The sequence below is a fragment of the Vibrio sp. Y42_MX_L11 genome (assembly GCF_024181785.1).
Taxonomy (GTDB): Bacteria; Pseudomonadota; Gammaproteobacteria; order Enterobacterales; family Vibrionaceae; genus Vibrio; species Vibrio diabolicus.
The window spans coordinates 248,326-269,795 of record NZ_JAMZAP010000001.1 but is presented as its reverse complement, the minus strand read 5'-3'; the positions used below and the strand labels follow the sequence as shown (position 1 = coordinate 269,795).

The following is a 21,470-nucleotide window of genomic DNA, read 5'->3' as shown; positions in this document are numbered from 1 at the left end:
TCAATACTTTGTATGTGGTCTATCTGCATTTCATAAGCTACAAATAGTAAGAAACCCGCTATCTTGGCGGGTTTATTTTTCTCTTCAGAACATCAAAATGATGTTTCGAGAGCAATATTTTTATTTTTCGACAGCGCTCTAATTATTTGGCTTGACCTTCAAGAGGCACGACGCTACTCGCGTGACAGCCTTTGGGACCTTTTTCAATCTCGTATGAGACTTGTTGGCCTGCTTTCAGTGTACGATAACCGTCCATCTGGATAGTTGAGTAGTGGGCAAAGATATCTCCCTCTTCTTCATCTGAACAAATAAACCCAAATCCTTTGGCATTGTTAAACCACTTTACTGTACCTGTAGCCATGCTTTTACATCCCTCATGCATTTTTTACTGAGTTGTTACAACAACCAAGTTATACCTTTAACCTGGTACTACTATTGTCAGCGAACGCTAACAAACATCTAGTCAATGAGAAATCACATTCACCAAGCTGCTTAAAAACAAATGGATTCAAAATGACGATTTATGCATCAACACTTTCCACTGTAGTCAATGAATCCCGACAGTCAATAGCATTAAGCAACAAACAGAAACATAATTGAAAACAAATCACTTTTGAGATTAACAAATTTGCAAACAGTTTTTCGTATATACGCGGAAGTTTGGTCAATTAGCCTGCAAAGTAGTATTCACTGGAAAAACCATACTGTTCGTGTTGCTTATGATAGATGAATCCTCTAACTGAATAAAAAATGAAGTTTTCGTGATAATTACCCCATTCTCAGTTAGGAAGTGTGATCTCGGTAGAAGACTGAGAGATGTTTCGCAATAGCACGGAGGGGGTAAAAAGAAAGTTATTTTATAAGTAAAAATGTGTAACTTATCGACAAGCATCTTTTATTTGCGCCCCCTCAAGACCTGCATTAGTCTCTATATTAGGTAGCAACTTTTATCGATCAAAGATCGAATTCGGTGCCATATCTCACTACACCGCGCTGCACGCTTGTGGTAGATTGTTTTTATAGGTCGAAAACATCAACCCTTTGATACGATATCTTTGAATTGCCATGAGTAAAAATTTTGAATGGGTCACTCCGGACTCTGATCTTCTGGAGCGAGAAAGTACGAAAGTTCAGCCACCTAAGCTGTACAATGTTGTACTAAATAATGATGACTATACACCTATGGATTTCGTCATAGAGGTACTTGAGCGATTCTTTTCACATGACATTGATAAAGCGACTCAGATCATGCTCAAGATTCACTATGAAGGAAAGGCAATCTGTGGCACATACAGTGCAGAAATTGCCGAAACAAAAGTAGCGCAAGTTACGATGTACGCAAGGGAAAATGAACATCCGCTACTTTGCACTATGGAGCAAGCGTAAACAAAGAAGACTTGCTCGAACAACCCAAGTTGTTTTTTCGGGAGGTACTTATGCTAAATAAAGAACTAGAGTCAAGCCTTAACGGTGCATTTGCTCGGGCGCGAGATAAACGCCACGAGTTTATGACTGTCGAACACCTCCTACTTGCATTATTGGAAAATGATGCAGCTAAGGAAGCCCTTTTAGCTTGTAAAGCGGATCTTGACGCTTTACGTAACGAACTCGATGTATTTATCGATCAAACTACGCCTCTTATCCCAGACAGTGATGAGACGCGTGAAACCCAGCCGACTTTGAGTTTTCAACGTGTGCTACAACGCGCCGTCTTTCATGTACAGTCGTCTGGCCGCAACGAAGTAACAGGTGCAAACGTGCTTGTGGCGATCTTCAGTGAGCAAGAGTCGCATGCCGCCTACCTACTGAAGAAAAACGACATCTCCCGATTAGATATTGTTAACTTTATCTCCCATGGTATTACTAAAGCGTCAGGTGCAAGCGAAGACCCATCATCAGATTCGTTCAGTTCAGAGAGTGTCGAAGAGCCGAATTCTGAAGAACGTTTGGAAAGCTTTGCGACTAACCTTAATCAGGTCGCTAAAGATGGTAATATCGACCCACTGATTGGTCGCGATAAAGAGCTAGAGCGCACTATTCAAGTACTTTGCCGCCGCCGCAAGAATAACCCATTACTAGTGGGTGAAGCCGGGGTAGGTAAAACAGCCATCGCAGAAGGTCTTGCTTGGCGAATTGTAGAAGGGCAGGTCCCGGAAGTTATTCAAAACAGCGTGATTTACTCATTGGATATTGGTTCTCTATTGGCTGGTACTAAGTACCGTGGTGATTTTGAAAAACGCTTCAAGGCGATTTTGAAACAGCTTGAAAAAGAAGAAGATGCAATTTTGTTCATCGATGAGATACACACAATCATCGGTGCGGGTGCGGCTTCTGGTGGTCAAGTTGATGCCGCAAACCTTATCAAACCTCTACTAAGTAGCGGTAAGTTGCGTTGTATCGGCTCGACTACATACCAAGAATACAGCAACATTTTCGAGAAAGAGCGTGCGTTGTCCCGTCGCTTCCAAAAGATTGACGTTGTAGAGCCTTCTCTAGATGACACAACTAAAATCTTGATGGGCTTGAAGCCGAAGTACGAAGCACACCATGAAGTACGTTACACCAATAAAGCACTGCGTGCCGCGGTAGAACTTTCGGCGAAATACATCAATGAACGTCATTTACCAGATAAAGCCATTGATGTCATTGATGAAGCTGGCGCTCGCAGTCGTCTTGCTCCTGCAAGCCGCCGTAAGAAAACGGTTGGTGTTGCTGATATCGAAGCGATGGTTGCCAAGATGGCACGAATCCCAGAGAAGTCGGTTTCTTCTTCAGATAAAGACATCTTGAAGAACCTAGATAGCAAGATGAAGATGTTGGTATTTGGTCAAGATAATGCGATTGATGCATTATCCGAAGCGATCAAGCTGACACGTGCAGGTTTGGGCGTGGATAACAAACCAGTTGGTTCATTCTTGTTTGCTGGCCCTACTGGGGTGGGTAAAACAGAGGTGACGGTGCAGCTATCTAAGCTTCTAGGGATCGAGCTACTTCGTTTTGATATGTCGGAATATGGTGAGCGTCACTCCGTGAGTCGCTTAATTGGTGCTCCTCCTGGTTATGTCGGTTACGACCAAGGTGGTTTGCTGACAGACGCTGTTATCAAGCACCCACATTCAGTCGTATTACTCGATGAGATTGAGAAAGCGCATCCAGATATCTTTAATTTGCTATTGCAAGTGATGGATAACGGTACATTAACGGACAACAATGGTCGTAAAGCAGACTTCCGTAATGTCATCCTCGTTATGACAACCAACGCGGGTGTGGCTGAAACTGAGAAGAAATCAATTGGTTTGATTCAGCAAGACAACAGTCACGATGCGATGGCGGAAATTAAGAAGGTATTCACTCCTGAGTTCCGTAACCGTCTTGATAACATCATCTGGTTTAACAGCCTTGATGAAAGCGTTATCCATCAAGTTGTTGATAAGTTTATTGTTGAACTGCAGGTGCAACTTGATGCTCGTGGCGTATCAATGGAGGTATCGCAAGATGCACGCCATTGGTTAGCGAATAAAGGTTATGATAAGGCGATGGGTGCTCGCCCAATGGGACGCGTTATCCAAGAGCAACTTAAGAAACCTTTGGCTAATGAATTGTTGTTTGGCTCTCTAGTCGACGGCGGCACTGTGAAAGTAACGCTAGTGAACGACACACTTAAATTTGAATATTTGAGTGAGAAAGAGGCAGCGATGCATTAATCGCTGCCCCGTAAGGGAAGTAAAAGCGCACGATTTTATCGTGCGCTTTTTGTTTGCCTGAACCTACTCGGAAATAAAAATCATGCAATAAAAAACGGAGCAAACTGCTCCGTTTTTTATTGCATCCGAAAATCAGAGATTAACGAGCGCGGAAGACGATGCGGCCTTTTGACAGGTCGTATGGAGTCATCTCTACAGTTACTTTGTCACCCGTTAGGATACGGATGTAGTTCTTACGCATCTTGCCAGAGATGTGAGCAGTCACAACGTGACCGTTTTCAAGTTCAACACGGAACATAGTGTTTGGTAGAGTGTCAAGGACCGTGCCTTGCATCTCGATTACGTCTTCTTTAGCCATTTAATCCTCTTTAGAAATTAGGCAATATTAGCGGGCTATATTCTGCCGCTAAATAGTAATTATGTAAAGTTGAGGCGTATTCTACCCTCGCCAACGCTGATTTACTAGCCTTTGGTGGCGTTGAAAGCGTGTTTTGTAGTTCATTGCTGGACACTCATCAATCTGATAACCCAAATAAAGCCACTGTTGTTTGTTTTCTTGGCAGTATTTTATTTGATAGAGCACTGCCAAAGTGCCAAGAGATAACGGGTAGTCAGGGTCAAAAAAAGTATAAAACGCACTCGAACATTGAGTCATTACATCCGTTACCGCAATGGCGAGTAATTGATTTGACTCATCGTAAATATGCAAAAATGAAGTGGTCAACCAGCTGGTTTGGGCAAACCGATAAAATTCATCACGCTTTGGTGGGTACATAGTGCCGTTTTTGTGTCGTTTGCAGATGTACCGACTGTAAAGCGCAAACCATTCCTCATCCATTTCGGGTTTCATTTCCCAACGTAAAGGCTGTGCTTTACTGAGCAGCCTCTTCTGGCTTTTTGATAGCGTCACATCCGGAATCGAGACTCGAATTGGCTGGCAAGCATTACAATTCTCACAGTGCGGTTTATATATGGTATCTCCGCTACGACGAAAACCGTTGGCCATCAGCAGTTGATAGTTTTCTTCAGTATGCAGCCCTACATCAAGTGCCACCGCCACACGCTCTTGCCGTTCAGGCAAGTAACTGCAAGGGTGATTATTCGTTAATCCAATTCGAATATGTTGTATATCCGTACTCATACTGAATCCTGCAAAACTTGGGGCTTATAGGTATCAAATAGTGTTTGTTTTTCTCTTAAAGATAGTAGTTTTTGCATAAACTCGTTACGCTCTAGTTCAAATGCGCCAAGTGATGCCAAGTGCGAGTTCATAACCTGACAATCGATTAATTGACCTTGCTTTGACGCCAAATGGTTGCATAAGTACCACAATGCAATTTTAGATGCGTCATCTTTTAGGCTAAACATCGACTCTCCGCAAAAAAGTTGACCAACGCAGATGCCATATAGTCCCCCAATGAGCTCGTTGTCATGCCATACTTCTACAGAGTGACAGTGACCAAGTTTAGCTAACTCAATATAAGACGCTTGCATTTCCTCGTTGAGCCAAGTTTCCTCTGCAGGACGTGTTGATGAACATAGTCTAATCACTTCTTCTGTCGCGAAATTGAGCGTTACTTTATAGTTATGTTTACGCTGAAATTTTTTGAGACTTTTAGACGGTTTAAACGCTAAGGGATCAAAAACAGCGCGTGGGGAAGGGCTCCACCATAGAATAGGTTCTCCAGGACCATACCAAGGGAAAATGCCTTGATAGTAACCATTGAGGATTCTCATGGGATCTAAGTCACCGCCAAAAGCAAGCAAACCATTGGGATCGCTGAGTGCTTTATAGGGTGAGGGAAAGTTGAACGTTTCATCGAGTTCAGTTAAATAAATAGCCATAAGAAGTCGTTACCAACATTGGAGTCAGAGGAGTTTATGATGACCTGGTTAAGAAATATCGTAAAAGTATGGCTTGGGATCATACTGTTTTTACCACTTGTCGCCAACGCAGCCTATGAAAGAAATGTTGCCAAGCCGGTAAATGAAGTGGTGTATGGGAAGGTTGACTCTGTCCGTTATATTACTCAGCAAGAGGTCGTTCAATCGAAAAATAATGGTTGGAAAACGCTACTTGGTGCCACAATAGGCGGTTTAGTCGGCAATCAATTTGGTGGTGGTACTGGACGAGAAGTTGCGACGGCAGTTGGTGCACTTGCAGGTGCAGCGGTTGCACAAAATCAAAGTAATTACCAATACACGGTTGAATATAAGTTAGTTGAGCTACTCATCAAAGTGAAGGGCGACAAGCTGATTAATGTTATCCAAGATGTTGATAAAAATATGCTATTTAGTCGAGGGGATGAAGTTCGTATCTTATATTTTGATGATGGAGTCAGGGTTGATATCGCTTATTAATCCTACGTTATTTTAACCTAAGGTAGCCTAACCAGGCATGCACAGTAGGGCTGGCTTATCGTCAAATAAAGTCGAAATAGCTTGCTGTTTCGTCGCGCCTCTTTCGCTCTTATTTACATCGCTGGCAATGCCTTTAATTCTGCATCTTTAGGCTACTTGAGTATATTCATAAATTAGCGCCGATTTGCTCTGGTTTTGTCGTGTTTTTTTGGGTAGTCTGAATTCACGAAGAATTGTTTAGCTCTCATAAAAAATCGTATGTTGAGGGCACAAAGGATTATCAACTTTTAATGGAAAGCCTAACGTTACAACCTATCAATAAAATTCAAGGGGAAGTGAATCTTCCTGGCTCTAAAAGCGTTTCTAATCGAGCTCTTTTACTTGCTGCTCTTGCTAAAGGCAGAACTCGCCTTACTAACCTCCTCGACAGTGATGATATCCGTCATATGCTGAATGCGCTGACTAAACTCGGCGTTCAATACCAACTTTCCGAAGATAAAACAGAATGTCTCGTTGAAGGCCTTGGTCGTCCGTTTTCTGTCTCAGAACCGGTAGAGTTATTTCTCGGTAATGCTGGCACTGCGATGCGACCATTAGCTGCGGCTCTTTGTCTTGGAGAAGGGGAGTATGTACTGACGGGCGAACCTCGTATGAAAGAGCGTCCAATTGGTCACCTTGTCACGGCACTGAAAGATGCTGGTGCGAACGTTGAGTACATGGAAAACGAGAACTTTCCGCCTCTCAAAATAGTCGGTACTGGCCTAAAAGCAGGTACAGTTTCTATCGATGGATCCATTTCAAGTCAGTTCTTGACCGCTTTCTTAATGTCTGCGCCATTGGCTGAAGGTGAAATTCGCATCAACATCGAAGGCGAGTTGGTTTCTAAGCCTTATATCGATATCACCCTGCATATCATGAAGCAGTTTGGGGTCGATGTGATCAACAACGACTATCAAGAGTTTGTGATTCCTGCCGGTCAGCAATACATCGCTCCAGGTGATTTCTTGGTTGAAGGTGACGCGTCTTCTGCTTCTTACTTCTTGGCGGCGGCAGCCATCAAAGGCGGAGAAGTTAAAGTCACGGGTATCGGTAAAAACAGCATTCAAGGTGATATTCAATTTGCTGATGCGCTTGAAAAAATGGGTGCAGAAATTGAATGGGGTGATGACTACGTAATTTCACGTGTTGGTCAATTGAAAGGCATCGATATGGATTACAACCATATCCCTGATGCTGCAATGACCATCGCGACAACAGCGCTATTTGCCGAAGGCACTACTGCTATTCGTAACGTTTATAACTGGCGTGTAAAAGAAACAGACCGTTTGTCAGCTATGGCGACGGAATTACGTAAAGTTGGTGCGGAAGTGGAAGAAGGGGAAGACTACATCATTGTCAAACCTGTCTCTCAGTTAAAGCATGCTGCAATTGATACTTACGATGATCATCGAATGGCGATGTGTTTTTCTCTGGTGGCACTTAGTGATACGCCTGTGACGATTAACGATCCAAAGTGTACGTCGAAAACGTTCCCTGACTACTTCGACAAACTTAAGGCTTTAAGCTGCTAAATATTCTGACCTGAAACAGGAAAGCCAGAGTGAATAACACTCTGGTTTTTTTTTGTTTTCCGCTACTATTTAACCAGCGTAAATTCCTTGGAAAGGTGATGCGCTAAGTATTTGAACATATTGAATACTGCAGTCGTATTTGAAGTTGGTAAACCTTTGTCATCAAGGAAGTATTCACCTTTAAAAACTAAAACACCTTCTTTTTCTTCTACGCTTGTTGCTCGCATCCCTTCGATGTAATCATCGTGTTCTTGGATGATTTGGTTAGCGATCAAAAGAAGGTCGAACTCTTCGATAAACGTTCTATCAGACATACTTTTTCTACCATTCATTTCAGTTGAGAACGCTGAGTATACCTACAACTAAAATGGGTTTGCATGATTAATTCAGTCAATCGTTCACTTAGCCTAAACAGATCAATTTTTAGAGTGTAAGTATGATTAGTTGGAGGATATGGAAGAGCCACTGAACGAAACTATTTTGTGATGGGTAACAAAATTTATTGCATTGGATTAGCGGATGCTAAGTTTGCCTGTTTAGATATGCCGCTCAATACCTTTCAGAACCCTGTCTCTTTGAAGTATAAAGACGATGAATTGTCAACCAATCGGATCTGAATTTCAAAAAAGCAGTTGATCTTCTTTTCATCTCGCACAATAGTAAAAAAAGAAGCAATGAAATAGAACATTATGCGGGTGGCCTTTAAACAAGGTTTCTACCCGCATTATTATGAAGGACGTTAGAGTCAGTTATGGGTAAATCACTCGTTATAGTGGAGTCACCAGCCAAGGCAAAGACGATAAATAAGTACCTTGGTAAAGACTTTATTGTTAAGTCTAGTGTTGGTCATGTGCGTGATCTGCCTACGGCCGGTCAAAGCACTGGTGAGAAAAAAGCCGCAGCCATCTCAACAAAAGGGATGAGTCCGGAAGAGAAAGCGCGCGTTAAAAAAGAGAAAGACCGCAAAGCGTTGATCAAAAAAATGGGGATTAACCCATATCATGACTGGGAAGCGAATTACCAAATCCTTCCAGGCAAAGAAAAAGTTGTCAACGAACTACAAAAACTCGCCAAAGACGCAGATTGCGTTTATCTCGCAACCGATTTGGACCGCGAAGGGGAAGCAATCGCATGGCACCTTCGTGAGATCATCGGTGGCGATGAAGAGCGATACAAACGTGTAGTTTTTAACGAAATTACGAAAAACGCGATCCAACAAGCTTTCCAGACACCTGGTGAGCTGAACATGGATGGTGTTAATGCCCAACAAGCGCGTCGCTTCATGGACCGTGTCGTTGGTTTTATGGTTTCACCTTTACTTTGGAAGAAAGTGGCTCGTGGTTTATCTGCTGGTCGCGTGCAGTCTGTTGCGGTGAAACTATTAGTTGAGCGTGAGCGTGAGATTAACGCGTTTGTACCAGAAGAATTCTGGGATATTCATGCGAATACGAAAACGAAAGACAAAGCTGACTTTAAACTGCTTGTTGCTCAGAAAGATGGTTCTGCGTTTAAGCCAGTTAATGAGGCAGAAACCAAAGCAGCGATGTCTGTGCTTGAGAATGCAAGTTACGAAGTATGTAAGCGTGAAGATCGCCCTACAAAGAGCAAGCCTTCAGCACCTTACATCACCTCTACGCTTCAACAGGCAGCAAGTACACGTCTGGGCTACGGCGTGAAAAAGACCATGATGCTAGCTCAGCGCCTCTATGAGGCCGGTTACATCACTTATATGCGTACTGACTCGACTAACCTAAGTGCCGAGGCTGTGGACGCTGTACGTGACTTTATTGGTTCTGAGTTTGGTGATAAGTACTTACCAGCGAAACCATTGATGTACGGTAGCAAAGAAGGGGCACAGGAAGCGCACGAAGCGATCCGTCCTTCAAATGTGGGTGTTAAAGCGGAAGACCTGCAAGGTGTCGATGCTGATGCGCACAAACTTTACGCTTTGATTTGGAATCAGTTTGTCGCGTGTCAAATGACGCCAGCAGAATACGATTCAACAACCATCAGCGTAAAAGCAGCAGAATACACGCTTAAAGCGAAAGGCCGTATCCTTAAATTTGACGGCTGGACTCGTGTACAACGTCCAATGGGCAAAAACGAGGATACAATCCTTCCTGCGGTACAACTTGGCGATAAGCTAAGTTTAGAGTCACTTGACCCTAAACAGCACTTTACAAAGCCACCTGCGCGCTACACTGAAGCAGCACTGGTTAAAGAGCTGGAGAAACGAGGTATTGGTCGTCCGTCGACTTACGCATCGATCATTTCTACGATTCAAGATCGTGGTTACGTGAAAGTTGATCAGCGCCGTTTCTACGCTGAAAAAATGGGTGAAATTGTTACTGACCGCCTTGATGACAGCTTTAACGATTTGATGAACTACGACTTTACTGCGCGTATGGAACAGAAATTGGACCAAATCGCTGAAGGTGAAGTGAACTGGAAAGCTGTGTTAGACAACTTCTTTGCTGATTTTACTGGCGATCTTGAAAAAGCGGAGCTGGATGAGTCAGAAGGCGGTATGAAGTTAAACCACATCGTCATGACGGATATCGAGTGTCCGACGTGTAGCCGTCCAATGGGTATCCGTACTGCTTCGACAGGTGTGTTCTTAGGCTGTTCTGGTTACGCGTTACCACCAAAAGAGCGTTGTAAGACAACCATCAACTTGGGTGACGAAGAAGGTATTATTAACGTTCTAGAAGAAGACGTTGAAACGGCCGCGCTTCGTGCTAAAAAGCGTTGTCCGATCTGTGAAACGGCGATGGATGCATACCTGATTGATGACAAGCGTAAGATGCATGTTTGTGGTAATAACCCGAATTGTGAAGGCTACCTTGTTGAATACGGTGAGTTCAAAGTCAAAGGCTATGATGGTCCAGTTGTTGAATGTGACAAATGTGGCTCAGATATGGTGCTTAAGAACGGTCGCTTTGGTAAATACATGGACTGTACGAGTGAAACGTGTAAGAACACTCGTAAGATTCTGAAGAATGGCGAAGTCGCGCCACCGAAAGAAGATCCTGTTCATTTCCCCGAGTTACCATGTGAAAACTCAGATGCGTATTTCGTACTTCGTGATGGTGCTTCAGGTCTATTTATGGCGGCAAGCAACTTCCCGAAATCGCGCGAGACACGTGCTCCTTTGGTTGCTGAACTGGCACGTTTTGAAGAGCGTTTACCTGAGAAGTTCAAATACCTAGCGACCGCACCGCAAGAAGATCCTGATGGTCGTCCTGCAGTTGTACGCTTTAGTCGCAAAACAAAAGAGAACTACGTTCGTTCGGAAGAGAACGGCAAACCATCTGGTTGGACAGCGCTCTTTGTTGAAGGTAAGTGGGAAGTCACAGATAAGCGTAAAAAAGCGAAAGCATAAAAATGCACCATTAAGGTAATGTAAAAAGGCAGCGATATCGCTGCCTTTTTTGCGTAGGGGCCGACAGTTTTCTCCTGCGCATTCTTCCTCTAATCGACCTTTCCTCACTTTAACAAGCACCATTGTCGCTAGAAAACACCAGAGTCACGATTTATTAGTAGCGAACGTATTTTTTATGTAAAAAACATTCGTCGTAACTTTCATTTTGCGTTCATATATTTGTTATATATTAAGCTCAAAAAGTCGGTCGTGTAGTGAATCCGTTCGTAAATTGTTTTCATAATGTAATCGTTTGCTTTTGCATGTGTGATCTAGATATCGTCTTGAGTAAGCAAGAACTGTATGGAACACAGAATGGCGTATTAAAAATTGTAATTTAGAACCTGCTTAGATAATTTATTACAAAAATTAGTGCAACTGTGTGCATTTTGCGTCGAAAAATAAGAAAAGAGTGGACGTTGCATACTGGAAGTGCCGTAGCTTTTTTATCGTGTTGTAAGAGTTCAAAGAAACTCCTGATACGGTTACTAAATGTATTCGCTTGACTCCCCGAGTATGACTCATTCAAGCGAGTACCAAATCCAAGCTATAACGATATGGAGAACAACAAATGGCTGGTGTTTTGGGAATGATTCTTGCTGGCGGTGAAGGCTCTCGTTTGAGACCTTTAACAGAATCTCGTAGTAAACCTTCGGTACCGTTTGGTGGTAGCTATCGATTGATCGATTTTGCTCTAAACAATTTTGTAAATGCGGATTTAATGCGCATTTACGTCCTCACCCAATTTAAATCTCAATCTTTGTTCCATCATTTAAAAAAGGGCTGGAACATTAATGGCATCACTGACCGCTTTATCGATCCTATTCCTGCTCAAATGCGCACTGGTAAGCGTTGGTACGAAGGAACGGCAGACGCGATCTATCAAAATCTCCGTTTTATGGAATTAGAGGAACCAGAGCAAGTTTGTATTTTTGGCTCTGACCATATCTATAAGATGGATATCAAACAAATGCTGAACTTCCATTCAGAAAAGCAGGCTTCTCTGACGGTATCGGCATTGCGTATGCCACTAAAAGAGGCGTCGCAATTTGGGGTTATCGAAGTGGACAGTGAAGGTCGCATGATAGGCTTTGAAGAGAAACCAGCAAACCCGAAGTCAATTCCTGGCGATCCTGATTACGCTTTAGTTTCAATGGGTAACTACGTTTTTGAGGCTCAGGTGTTATTCTCTGAGTTGGTTGAAGATGCGGATAATGAAGCTTCATCACATGATTTTGGGAAGGACATTATTCCTAAGATGTTCCCTCGAGGTGACGTGTTCGTGTATGACTTCAGTACTAACAAAATCAGCGGTGAAAGAGAAGAGGTGTACTGGCGTGACGTGGGAACCATTGATGCGTACTGGGAAGCGCACATGGATCTGCTAGAAAAAGACGCACCGTTTTCACTATATAACCGTAAATGGCCGCTGCATACTTATTATCCTCCACTGCCGCCAGCGACATTTACAGACTCTGATAATGGCCGTGTTCAGATCATCGATAGTTTGGTATGTAATGGCAGTTACGTCAGAGGCTCAAGAATAGAAAAGTCGGTGCTTGGGTTCCGCAGTAATATTGCATCTGCTTGCGATATCAGCGAATGTATCCTTCTTGGTGACGTGAAAATTGGCGAAGGCTGTGTTTTACGTCGTGTGATTGTCGATAAGGATGCCGATATTGCCCCTGGTACTCAGATTGGTGTGAATCTTCAAGAAGATAAAAAACACTTCCACGTGTCTGAGGAGGGCATTGTTGTTATTCCGAAAGGAGCTCGAGTTGGCTACTAACAACTTATCTATTCTGTTTGTAGCTTCTGAGGTTGAAGGTCTCATTAAAAGTGGTGGCTTGGCAGACGTTGCCAAGGCACTACCGGAAGCCCTTCAAAACCTACAGCAAGACGTAAGAATTACCATCCCTGCGTACAGCAGTATTGATAAACTCGCTGACGCAGAAGTTGTATTAGAAACAGAACTAACATCATGGCCGCATACGGAGTATCGAGTTCTGCGGCTCATGCTAGGTCAAAATCCTGTTTATCTGATTGATTGTCAGCCGTATTTCAATCGACCATCGATGTATGCGGAGAACAACCAAGCGTATACCGATAACGGTGAGCGCTTTGCGTTTTTTAGTGCGGCATGTTTAGACATGTTGCCAAAGCTTGCTTTTCAGCCGGATATCATACACGCGAACGATTGGCACACTGGTCTTGTTCCATTTTTGCTCAAGCACAGGTATGGCAATGATCCGTTTTTTGCTCATACTAAAAGCGTCATTTCAATTCACAATGCGGTCTTTAAAGGCGTATTTAGTTATGAAGACGTGCAGTGCTTGCCAGAGTTTCATTGTCGAAACGTTCCCGATGCTGCGGTGAGTGCAACGCATATTACGATGCTCAAAGCTGGTGTAATGAATGCAGATAAGATAAACGCGGTCAGCCCTACGTACGCAGAGGAACTCAAAACAGAGCTTGGCAGTCATGGAATGGCTTGGGAGTTTCAGCAACGCGCGCAGGACTTAGTTGGTATTTTGAACGGTTGTGATTACAGTGCTTGGAACCCGGAAACGGATACTTACTTGCCAGTTAATTACTGCGCTGACCAACAAAGTATGACGCAAGGCAAGAAAGCGTGTAAACAAGCATTACAACTGCGGCTAAATTTGCCTGAAAAAGATGTAGCCATGTTCGGTATGGTTTGTCGGTTGACCCAGCAAAAAGGTGTGCATTACTTGTTGCCCGCTTTGGCCGATTTTTTGAAGCACGATGTTCAACTAGTTGTCGTTGGGACCGGAGACCCTGTACTAGCCGCTCAGCTAGAAGAGGTTGCTGCACAGTTTTCTAGTAAATTTGTCTTCGTAGAAGCTTATGATAATGAACTTGCGCATATCGTTGAAGCGGGTTCTGATTTCTTTCTGATGCCTTCTGAGTTTGAACCATGTGGTTTAAACCAAATCTATAGTATGGCTTATGGGACATTGCCGATAGTACGTGGTGTCGGTGGTCTAAAAGACAGCGTCAACGATTATGATGTGAACCCTTCTGAAGCGACGGGGTTTGTTTTTTTCGAACCGACACCGCAGGCATTGTTGTTAACGATGCTAAGGGCACTGTTGCTCTATGCTCAAAACGAACCTGAAGTGAATAAAGTACAGTTGCACGCGATGCAACAAGATTTTTGTTGGCAAAAGGCCGCAGAAGCTTATTTGCAACTTTACAATTCGGCGTTAAATTGACTTAAAATTGTAACGAAAGGCACCGAATGAGGTGCCTTTATTATCTTGAGTAAGGGGAGTGTGGTAGGATGGCTTTTTACTCAATAGCACGACCTTTTTGATACTTGAATATGACCCAGCCGCTACTTTTTCATAAAACCTATTTGCACCCTACTAGTCATGAGTGGGTTGTATTTGTGCATGGTGCTGGCGGTAGCTCTTCTATCTGGTTCAAGCAAATCAAAGCTTACAAGCAACATTTTAACTTATTGCTGATCGATTTAAGAGGTCATGGAAAGTCAAATCAGTTACTTAAAGAGCTCATTGCCAGCCGTTATACCTTTACGGAAGTTACCCAAGATATTTTGAAAGTATTGGACCATTTAAAGATCCAATCCGCTCATTTTGTCGGTATGTCACTTGGTACCATTATTGTTCGAAACCTTGCTGAATTATCAGCAGAGCGCGTGCGTTCAATGGTGCTCGGTGGTGCTGTCACAAGGCTCAATACTCGTTCTCAAATATTGGTTAAATTAGGTAATTTTTGTAAGCACATTCTGCCGTACATGTGGCTCTACAAACTTTTTGCGTACATTGTTATGCCACAGAGAAGCCAGCGAGAGTCTCGCCATCTTTTTATTCGTGAGGCCAAGAAGCTTTGCCAAAAAGAATTTAAACGTTGGTTTATTCTTGCTGCTGATGTAAATCCTTTAATGAAGTATTTTAAAGATCGAGAGTTACCCATTCCCACACTCTATTTAATGGGCGACAGAGATTACATGTTTATTAAGCCTGTTAAAGAAATGGTTGCGGCGCATAAGCTTAGTGTTTTACGAGAGATCCCAAACTGTGGTCATGTTTGTAATGTTGAGCGCCCTGAAGATTTCAATCAACATTCCATCGAATTTATTAAGCAGCAAACGGTTTCTGCTTAGCGCTTAATAAATCGATTGAATAGGAGTAGGGGAGTTATTAAGGCTCCCCTATTTGATGTCCACATTGCCAACAAGCACCAAACTGCCCCTCGTTTACCTCATGGCACTTCGGGCACTGCCAATCTTGATACTCATTTCCATCGGATTGTTTGCGGTAGGCTTGTACTATTCCTTCTGCTTTTACTTGTTGTTTGGCGTCAAAAAGCCAGACATAAGGATCGGTATCATCACTAAACGGCAGCTCTCCTTTTAAACCGAAAATACCCTCTCCGCGGACTTCACAATAGGCTTGCTCGGTTTTCAATAATTCGCACACGATATGCGCTTCTGCTGGGTTTTTAGCAATGAATATTTTCATTAAACACGTCCACTTACTAATTATGAGTTTTGCTGACTCGGTGTTGGCCTTACTTTATTCATAACCCATTTAGTGATGATTGGAAACAGCCCCAGTAACGCAAAAGAGGCCAATACCGCAGGTGAAATAATGCCTGACAGGCTTTCAATTGTTGCTAACTGAGTACCGGCGTTTAAGTAAACTGCAGTGCCTGGCAACATACCTACTTGGCTAGTAAGGTAAAATCGACCTACAGACATTGGCGTTAAGCCCATCAACAAGTTGATAAGAAAGAAAGGGAATACCGGAATGAGACGCAAGGAAAATAGATAAAATGCACCGTCCTTTTCGACACCTTGGTTAATTGCGATTAACTTATTGCCAAACTTGTTTTGTACCCAGTCACGCAGCAAATATCGGCTGCTTAAAAATGCTAGCGTTGCACCCATAGTACTGGCGAAAGAAACCAGTAATAAGCTCGTCCAAAAACCAAATAGAGCCGCACCAAGTAATGTAACCACAGCAGCCCCAGGAATAGAAAAAGCGGTAATTGCAATGTAGGCAAAAAAGTAAATAGCTGCCGAAAAAACAAAGTTCTGATCGATGTATGTGGTCAGCGCTTCTTGTTGGGCTTTTGCATTTTCCAACGTTAAATGCTGACTAAAGTTAACGCCTAAAAAGATAATGATCGCGACCAGGATTAGGCCTAATATCAGTTTCTTATTCATATTTATGATTCCAATTTGGGATATATGTAATAAGACAGAAGGAAAGTCGAAAAAATTTCACAAAAAAACCGCAGATTAGACTGCGGTTTTACAAGATAGTTTTTAAGGCCGACTTTTATTGGAGGCCATTCATCAACTCATCTCGGCGAGCTTGAGGTACAACGCTCCAATGAGTACCGTTAATAGCCCCTTCTAGTGCCCATAACAGTTCAATGTTGACGGTTGCAGAGTGCGTATCTCTTATCGCTTTATAAGCGTTAAGTGCACCTTCCTCTTCCAGTTTTTCTACTGACTCAATGCCTGCTTTTTTTAGCATGCGTTCAGTAGCCAGTCGTAAGTTAGGCAAATCTTTTAAGCGATTAGGCTTTGTAGTTGCTTGCTGTTCTTTTTCAAGCTTTGCCTTTTTCAACGATTGGTTAGCTACTTCGATTAAGCGTTCGCTAGACTCCCATAAATCGTTGGAAATTGCGTAGTACTTAGTAACGACTGGGAAGCCACGTTTCTTATAAACGTAAGGCTTTAGCCCTTGTTTCTCGAAGTCAGATGAAGTTTGTTGGTCTGCTCTTATATGAAGCTGATTATTTACAACTAGTGCAAACATTGTTTCATCAGCGAATAGTCCGAAGCCACCAAACATTGAGCGCGACTTGATATTACCAAGTGCCTCAAATAGCTTCATAGAGTCTTTGAGTATCGGTTTATCCATGTTTTGTTATCTCGGTGTAATTAATATTACGCCACCAAAAGTCAGGTCCGAGAGAGTAGCAAACATGCGCAAAAGCAATGTCATTACAGGGTAAAGTCATCGCTTGCACACTTGCCATCGGTAACCCCGCTACCTTCCATATAGTACTATGGTTCAGGCCGGAGGCTTTGCGTCCCACCCTTTCGAATGGTTTGCCCTGTGCGTGACAGAATGAGCATACTTCGTATATTGAATTAACATCACGTTTTACCCGTAAAAGTGTGATTCTGGTTCAATAAAAAGTGTCGACAAGCGCATATTTGTGCATATTTGAGAATGAGGCGGGATGATCTCGAGGTTGTGAGGGAGTGTGATTTACCTACATATAAAACAGAGACTTAGAGATTCGAGATTTTTTGTCTAACAAACCTAAGTCAGGGAAAAGTTATTTAGAGTCAAAAAATAAGCGCCCTTTTAGAGCGCTTATTTGACATCGTTATATTTGGCGAATTTTAGTTCATTTTCTTCACGGTGTTTCGAATTACAAGCTCAGGTTGCATTTCGAAAATTCGCTTTTCGTGTTCTTTATCTTTGATTCGCTCAAGTAGGATCTCGAACGCATTTTTACCCACACGACGTTTAGGTTGGTGGATAGTGGTTAACGGTGGAGAGAAGTATTCCGCAAGCTCGATGTTGTCGTAGCCGATCACTGAAATATCATCAGGAACTTTGATACCGTTTTGTTGTAGGCGGCTCATTAGGCCCAGAGCCATTGTGTCGTTAAAACAGAATACCGCTGTCGGACGTTTGTCCATTGCTGTAATTTTATCTGCGACTAATACGGCCGTATCACATTCAAAGTTACCTTCAAGGATCCAGTCCTCATTTACAGTTAGGTTCGCTTCGCTCATCGCGCGACGGAAACCTGCAATGCGCTCTTGGCAAGCAAGTTTTTCAAAATGACCGCTTAGACAAGCAATATCAGTATGGCCATTGTCGATCAGATGTTTGGTTGCGATGTAGCCACCTTCTTCTGAGTTATCCATGATCTTGTCCGCTTGTGAGCTTTCTGGACCCCAATCCATGACCACTTTAGGGATGTCGGCATGACGGTCAAGCATCTCTTTAAGCTCTTCGGTTAAGTCAGAACACATCACTAGGATGCCATCAACACGTTTTTCAGCCAGCATACGGATGTAATCGCGTTGTTTTTCGTAAATCCCACCCGTATTACACAGAATCAGAGTGTAGCCTTGGCGGTAACAGTAGCTCTCAACCCCGTCAATCACTTCTGAGAAGAATAGGTTGGTTGACTGCGTTACTAACATGCCAATCGTACGAGTTGAGTTGCACTTTAGGCTGCGTGCAACCGCACTTGGCGCGTAATTCAACTCGTCCACGGCTTTCATTACTTTTTCTTGCGTTGCTTCTGCAACGAAACGCGTTTTATTGATAACGTGCGAAACTGTCGTAGTGGAAACGCCGGCTAAGCGAGCAACGTCTTTTATAGTGGCCATAAATGGTGTCCTGTATCGAGCTACTGAAATATGTCGTGTTGGATGTACCTGATGCTCTAATGGTTTTACACCCAGCAATCTAAGGTTGGCGCTAAGTGTTTCGGCAGCGGTTGGTCCAAGTACGACAAAAGGGTACGTAGCAGCATCGGTCGATGAATTTTATCTTTTTTCTATCTGATGAGAAATTGCCATCAACCTGTTAAAAAACACAAAAACCGCTATATTTCAGCGGTTTACATATAAATCATATTTAATCGTTTGCGCTCACATTTTAGCCCTATGTGGACTGACTAGCAATGTTTTCAGTAAGAGATTTGTGTATTTGAAGTCACATTTTGACTGCTAAATAACCAAGCGTCTTTGAGCTAAGTTAAGGCAAACGAATAATATACCCAACTTACTTACATTCAGTTATTTCAGGTATACAGGAAGCCCGACAGGCGGGCTCCTTAAAAATAGGCGGCAATTATTCACCAAGAAGGTAAGCGCTGTCTAGTTTACAAAATGCAACTAATAGTTTCGCGACGCTCGAGTAGAACCCAAATTCGTCGAATTGTTTACATTTGTCTGCAAACTGAGGTAACCAAGACATTAACTGTTGCTGGATAAAGTCGTTTTGTTTAACGAAGGCTTCTTCCATGTGTTTTTCTTGCTCAAGTTCGTTTGAGCGGATAATCATGTTGCCAAGAAAGTCGAGTTCAACGGCTAAGTGGTCCGCAGGCTCTTTTAGATTTTCATCTACTTGAACGCCAAATTCTGCCATCAACTTTTCCATTTCCTCGGCTGGCTTGTCATTCAGCAAACCTGATTCACCGATGTACATAGATGCGTAAGGAAGAGCGCCGTATTTTTCTGTCTTCAAAAACAGTTCACAAAAGTCCGCAGCAAGCTCCAATTGAGCGTCTTCACGATCTTGCAATCGGTTTAGCGCATCAACGAGGCTATCAACGGCTGGTTTCAGTGACTCATTTTCACCTAAACCTGCTAGAAAACTGCGAATTTCAACACTGTGGTAGGCTTCCAGCTCTTTCTCTGTTAGCTCTTTTGCGAACAAGCTCGAAAACCACCAGTAAATTTCAGCGCGTTTTTCATTAAAAGCTTTCACTTCTTGCATCTTGGGCTCCTGAATGATGCTTCAAGTTGTGCATCACAAAGTCAATTAGGGATATCCCCTAAGTGTAATCAATTAAAATGAATAGCAGTAACTATAATTATTATGTTTTATGGTCAAAAATTAACGTTTATTAATAGCGATGGGTAAGCTTGTTTTGAATCAATAAAAACGCTAAATCTTGCTTTTTAATGTATCTATGACTAGAAATGTTACTAGTTATGAATAGAATACGTCTTGGATAATAAGAAGACAGAAAAGTGGTGTAAATGAGCTATCACGTATTAGTCGTAGAAGATGATGTTGTAACTCGTAGTAAGCTTGCGGGATATTTCCAAAATGAGGGTTACCAAGTCAGCGAAGCAGAGAGTGGCGCAGAAATGCGTGAGGTCCTGCAAGCGGGCGATGTAGACCTAATCATGCTGGATATCAACCTGCCGGGTGAAGACGGCCTGATGCTTACTCGTGAATTACGTAGCCAATCGGATATTGGTATCATATTAGTAACAGGACGCACGGATAGCATTGATAAAATCGTAGGCCTAGAAATGGGCGCTGACGATTATGTGACAAAACCTTTTGAACTGAGGGAATTGTTGGTTCGCGTTAAAAACTTGCTGTGGCGTATTTCAGCAGCGCGTAGCGGTAGCGCGAAAGCGAACGAAACCAGTGAAGAACATATTGTACGTTTTGGAGAGTGGACATTCGACATTCAACGTCGTGCGCTGAGCCGTAACGGCGAACCCGTAAAATTGACCAAAGCAGAATACGAACTTTTGGTGGCGTTATCGTCTTACCCTAACCAGGTGTTAAGTCGCGAGCGTATTTTGAATATGATCAGCCACCGAGTTGATGCTCCCAATGATCGTACTATTGATGTTCTTATTCGACGTATGCGCGCAAAAATGGAGTTTGATCCAAAGAACCCGCAAATTTTTGTGACGGTGCACGGCGAAGGCTATATGTTTGCTGGTGATTAAACTGAACAAACCTAAGTCTTTAAAAGAAAAAGGAGAGCTTCGGCTCTCCTTTTTTGTGGTTTCAAGATAGTACTACTTTGCTTCAACCATTGGTGTTTGGCCGACAGTATCACGCAATCTTTGCCAAATGCTGCCCAAGTACTCATGCCAATAAAGCTCTGTTTGTTCTAAGTAACGCGCTTTAGGTGAGTATTTATCCCAAGGTTGACTGATTTCGCTAATAGCCAAGAAGTTGGTCGGGGCTGGGATTGGTTTAATGCCTGCTGCGTTGAACTCATACAATGCACGGCTCATGTGGCTCGCAGAAGTGACTAACACAATCTCCTTTTGTTGAACGAATGCAGCCGCTTGACGCGCCTCTTCCCACGTATCTTTCGCATCTTCTAATAAAATGATATCGGATTTCGCGACTCCCAACGCAAGGGCAACGTTCGCCATCATTCTTGCGTGGCTAATTTCAGATCCGCCAGCATAGCCAGACAAAATTAATTTAGCACCTGGATACATTCTTAAAATACGAATGCCTTCAGTTAAGCGCATTAATGCTGCACGGCTTAACTGCGAGGTGGGTGGAATTTCGTCATCGATAACATGACCATTCCCTAAAACCATCACGTAGTCGATGGTGCCAGAAACTGGCAAAAAGGCTTTATGCTCTCGCTCTAATGGCATAAGAAGCTTGGTTGAAACAGGTTGGAAGGCAACAAGAAAAATGCCAACAAAAGAGAATAGAACAACGAAGCAGCCAGTTTTACGTTTTGTGGTAAAACTAATGAGAGCAAGACCCAACAAGCCTATCAGCAGCAATGCCGGAAGTGGCATAAGCAAGGCTGACACTACTTTTTTCAGCTCAAACATACATAAATAGTCCGAAAAAACATCAATTGATAATAAAAATGAGGGTA

General features: G+C 42.9%; 20 protein-coding genes and 1 riboswitch. Of the genes, 9 read left to right on the top strand and 11 right to left on the bottom strand.

Annotated elements, in window-relative coordinates; all coding sequences use genetic code 11:
* Positions 1–142 precede the first annotated feature (142 nt).
* Positions 143–361 carry a cold shock domain-containing protein CspD gene (gene cspD / locus NL643_RS01175; protein ID WP_005378407.1) on the bottom strand — a complete coding sequence of 73 codons (219 nt, stop codon included), beginning with the start codon at positions 359–361 and terminating at the stop codon, positions 143–145.
* A gap of 704 nt (positions 362–1,065) precedes the next feature.
* Here cspD and clpS point away from each other — a divergent pair.
* Entirely contained in the window at positions 1,066–1,386 is a 321-nt protein-coding gene (gene clpS, locus NL643_RS01170) for an ATP-dependent Clp protease adapter ClpS (protein ID WP_031780157.1), read from the top strand.
* Between the two features lie 50 nt (positions 1,387–1,436).
* Positions 1,437–3,704, top strand: coding sequence for an ATP-dependent Clp protease ATP-binding subunit ClpA (gene clpA, locus NL643_RS01165; protein ID WP_253643768.1), 2,268 nt, complete (start codon positions 1,437–1,439; stop codon positions 3,702–3,704).
* 139 nt (positions 3,705–3,843) lie between these two features.
* Here clpA and infA read toward each other — a convergent pair whose 3' ends face one another.
* From infA to aat, 3 genes are all read right to left on the bottom strand, one after another.
* Positions 3,844–4,062: a translation initiation factor IF-1 gene (gene infA, locus NL643_RS01160; RefSeq protein ID WP_001040192.1), complete on the bottom strand. Its 219-nt coding sequence runs from the start codon at positions 4,060–4,062 to the stop codon at positions 3,844–3,846.
* A gap of 81 nt (positions 4,063–4,143) precedes the next feature.
* Positions 4,144–4,845 carry an arginyltransferase gene (locus tag NL643_RS01155; RefSeq protein ID WP_253643767.1) on the bottom strand — a complete coding sequence of 234 codons (702 nt, stop codon included), beginning with the start codon at positions 4,843–4,845 and terminating at the stop codon, positions 4,144–4,146.
* A complete protein-coding gene (gene aat / locus NL643_RS01150; RefSeq protein ID WP_253643766.1) occupies positions 4,842–5,549 on the bottom strand; it encodes a leucyl/phenylalanyl-tRNA--protein transferase in 708 nt (235 codons plus the stop codon). The genes NL643_RS01155 and aat overlap by 4 nt, the downstream gene beginning before the upstream one ends.
* 39 nt (positions 5,550–5,588) lie before the next feature.
* On the opposite strand from aat, the gene NL643_RS01145 reads away from it, so the two are divergent.
* Both NL643_RS01145 and aroA read left to right on the top strand, forming a co-directional pair.
* Positions 5,589–6,065: a glycine zipper 2TM domain-containing protein gene (locus tag NL643_RS01145; protein WP_182032776.1), complete on the top strand. Its 477-nt coding sequence runs from the start codon at positions 5,589–5,591 to the stop codon at positions 6,063–6,065.
* Positions 6,066–6,355: 290 nt separating this feature from the next.
* The gene (aroA, locus tag NL643_RS01140) at positions 6,356–7,636 is read left to right on the top strand and encodes a 3-phosphoshikimate 1-carboxyvinyltransferase (protein ID WP_046874732.1); all 1,281 of its coding nucleotides are present in this window, start codon (positions 6,356–6,358) and stop codon (positions 7,634–7,636) included.
* A 65-nt stretch (positions 7,637–7,701) separates the two neighbouring features.
* Here the strand turns inward: aroA and NL643_RS01135 are convergent, their stop codons facing one another.
* On the bottom strand, positions 7,702–7,950 hold the full coding sequence (locus tag NL643_RS01135; RefSeq protein ID WP_005387884.1) for a YciN family protein: 249 nt from the start codon (positions 7,948–7,950) through the stop codon (positions 7,702–7,704).
* A 437-nt stretch (positions 7,951–8,387) separates the two neighbouring features.
* On the opposite strand from NL643_RS01135, the gene topA reads away from it, so the two are divergent.
* The 4 genes from topA to NL643_RS01115 all read left to right on the top strand — a co-directional run bounded on the left by topA (position 8,388) and on the right by NL643_RS01115 (position 15,207).
* The gene (gene topA / locus NL643_RS01130; RefSeq protein ID WP_253643765.1) at positions 8,388–11,018 is read left to right on the top strand and encodes a type I DNA topoisomerase; all 2,631 of its coding nucleotides are present in this window, start codon (positions 8,388–8,390) and stop codon (positions 11,016–11,018) included.
* A 610-nt stretch (positions 11,019–11,628) separates the two neighbouring features.
* On the top strand, positions 11,629–12,846 hold the full coding sequence (glgC, locus tag NL643_RS01125; protein WP_005390714.1) for a glucose-1-phosphate adenylyltransferase: 1,218 nt from the start codon (positions 11,629–11,631) through the stop codon (positions 12,844–12,846).
* Positions 12,836–14,293 (top strand): glycogen synthase GlgA, encoded by a 1,458-nt coding sequence (gene glgA / locus NL643_RS01120; RefSeq protein WP_074191078.1) that lies wholly within the window; start codon positions 12,836–12,838, stop codon positions 14,291–14,293. Before glgC ends, glgA begins: the two co-directional genes overlap by 11 nt.
* A gap of 110 nt (positions 14,294–14,403) precedes the next feature.
* On the top strand, positions 14,404–15,207 hold the full coding sequence (locus NL643_RS01115; protein ID WP_006742124.1) for an alpha/beta fold hydrolase: 804 nt from the start codon (positions 14,404–14,406) through the stop codon (positions 15,205–15,207).
* Positions 15,208–15,244: 37 nt separating this feature from the next.
* On the opposite strand, the gene NL643_RS01110 is transcribed toward NL643_RS01115, so the two are convergent.
* The 5 genes from NL643_RS01110 to torD all read right to left on the bottom strand — a co-directional run bounded on the left by NL643_RS01110 (position 15,245) and on the right by torD (position 19,588).
* A complete protein-coding gene (locus tag NL643_RS01110; RefSeq protein ID WP_253643764.1) occupies positions 15,245–15,565 on the bottom strand; it encodes a DUF2007 domain-containing protein in 321 nt (106 codons plus the stop codon).
* A gap of 20 nt (positions 15,566–15,585) precedes the next feature.
* Positions 15,586–16,272: a TVP38/TMEM64 family protein gene (locus tag NL643_RS01105; RefSeq protein ID WP_253643763.1), complete on the bottom strand. Its 687-nt coding sequence runs from the start codon at positions 16,270–16,272 to the stop codon at positions 15,586–15,588.
* Positions 16,273–16,387: 115 nt separating this feature from the next.
* Positions 16,388–16,978, bottom strand: coding sequence for a TfoX/Sxy family DNA transformation protein (locus tag NL643_RS01100; RefSeq protein ID WP_005390721.1), 591 nt, complete (start codon positions 16,976–16,978; stop codon positions 16,388–16,390).
* Between the two features lie 116 nt (positions 16,979–17,094).
* A riboswitch (cyclic di-GMP riboswitch) is annotated at positions 17,095–17,184 on the bottom strand.
* A gap of 285 nt (positions 17,185–17,469) precedes the next feature.
* Complete coding sequence (purR, locus tag NL643_RS01095; RefSeq protein WP_005390722.1) at positions 17,470–18,474, bottom strand: HTH-type transcriptional repressor PurR; 1,005 nt, start codon at positions 18,472–18,474, stop codon at positions 17,470–17,472.
* A 466-nt stretch (positions 18,475–18,940) separates the two neighbouring features.
* A complete protein-coding gene (gene torD, locus NL643_RS01090; protein ID WP_006742122.1) occupies positions 18,941–19,588 on the bottom strand; it encodes a molecular chaperone TorD in 648 nt (215 codons plus the stop codon).
* 266 nt (positions 19,589–19,854) lie between these two features.
* Here torD and torR point away from each other — a divergent pair, with 266 nt between their 5' ends.
* The gene (gene torR, locus NL643_RS01085) at positions 19,855–20,565 is read left to right on the top strand and encodes a two-component system response regulator TorR (protein ID WP_005390726.1); all 711 of its coding nucleotides are present in this window, start codon (positions 19,855–19,857) and stop codon (positions 20,563–20,565) included.
* Between the two features lie 72 nt (positions 20,566–20,637).
* On the opposite strand, the gene elyC is transcribed toward torR, so the two are convergent.
* Positions 20,638–21,423 (bottom strand): envelope biogenesis factor ElyC, encoded by a 786-nt coding sequence (gene elyC / locus NL643_RS01080; RefSeq protein WP_006742121.1) that lies wholly within the window; start codon positions 21,421–21,423, stop codon positions 20,638–20,640.
* Between the last annotated feature and the right edge of the window lie 47 nt (positions 21,424–21,470).

Coding starts and splice junctions, on each gene's coding strand:
- cspD (WP_005378407.1), bottom strand. CDS start 361: ATGGCTACAGGTACAGTAAAGTGGTTTAACAATGCCAAAGGATTTGGG.
- clpS (WP_031780157.1), top strand. CDS start 1,066: ATGAGTAAAAATTTTGAATGGGTCACTCCGGACTCTGATCTTCTGGAG.
- clpA (WP_253643768.1), top strand. CDS start 1,437: ATGCTAAATAAAGAACTAGAGTCAAGCCTTAACGGTGCATTTGCTCGG.
- infA (WP_001040192.1), bottom strand. CDS start 4,062: ATGGCTAAAGAAGACGTAATCGAGATGCAAGGCACGGTCCTTGACACT.
- NL643_RS01155 (WP_253643767.1), bottom strand. CDS start 4,845: ATGAGTACGGATATACAACATATTCGAATTGGATTAACGAATAATCAC.
- aat (WP_253643766.1), bottom strand. CDS start 5,549: ATGGCTATTTATTTAACTGAACTCGATGAAACGTTCAACTTTCCCTCA.
- NL643_RS01145 (WP_182032776.1), top strand. CDS start 5,589: ATGACCTGGTTAAGAAATATCGTAAAAGTATGGCTTGGGATCATACTG.
- aroA (WP_046874732.1), top strand. CDS start 6,356: ATGGAAAGCCTAACGTTACAACCTATCAATAAAATTCAAGGGGAAGTG.
- NL643_RS01135 (WP_005387884.1), bottom strand. CDS start 7,950: ATGTCTGATAGAACGTTTATCGAAGAGTTCGACCTTCTTTTGATCGCT.
- topA (WP_253643765.1), top strand. CDS start 8,388: ATGGGTAAATCACTCGTTATAGTGGAGTCACCAGCCAAGGCAAAGACG.
- glgC (WP_005390714.1), top strand. CDS start 11,629: ATGGCTGGTGTTTTGGGAATGATTCTTGCTGGCGGTGAAGGCTCTCGT.
- NL643_RS01115 (WP_006742124.1), top strand. CDS start 14,404: ATGACCCAGCCGCTACTTTTTCATAAAACCTATTTGCACCCTACTAGT.
- NL643_RS01110 (WP_253643764.1), bottom strand. CDS start 15,565: ATGAAAATATTCATTGCTAAAAACCCAGCAGAAGCGCATATCGTGTGC.
- NL643_RS01105 (WP_253643763.1), bottom strand. CDS start 16,272: ATGAATAAGAAACTGATATTAGGCCTAATCCTGGTCGCGATCATTATC.
- NL643_RS01100 (WP_005390721.1), bottom strand. CDS start 16,978: ATGGATAAACCGATACTCAAAGACTCTATGAAGCTATTTGAGGCACTT.
- purR (WP_005390722.1), bottom strand. CDS start 18,474: ATGGCCACTATAAAAGACGTTGCTCGCTTAGCCGGCGTTTCCACTACG.
- torD (WP_006742122.1), bottom strand. CDS start 19,588: ATGCAAGAAGTGAAAGCTTTTAATGAAAAACGCGCTGAAATTTACTGG.
- torR (WP_005390726.1), top strand. CDS start 19,855: ATGAGCTATCACGTATTAGTCGTAGAAGATGATGTTGTAACTCGTAGT.
- elyC (WP_006742121.1), bottom strand. CDS start 21,423: ATGTTTGAGCTGAAAAAAGTAGTGTCAGCCTTGCTTATGCCACTTCCG.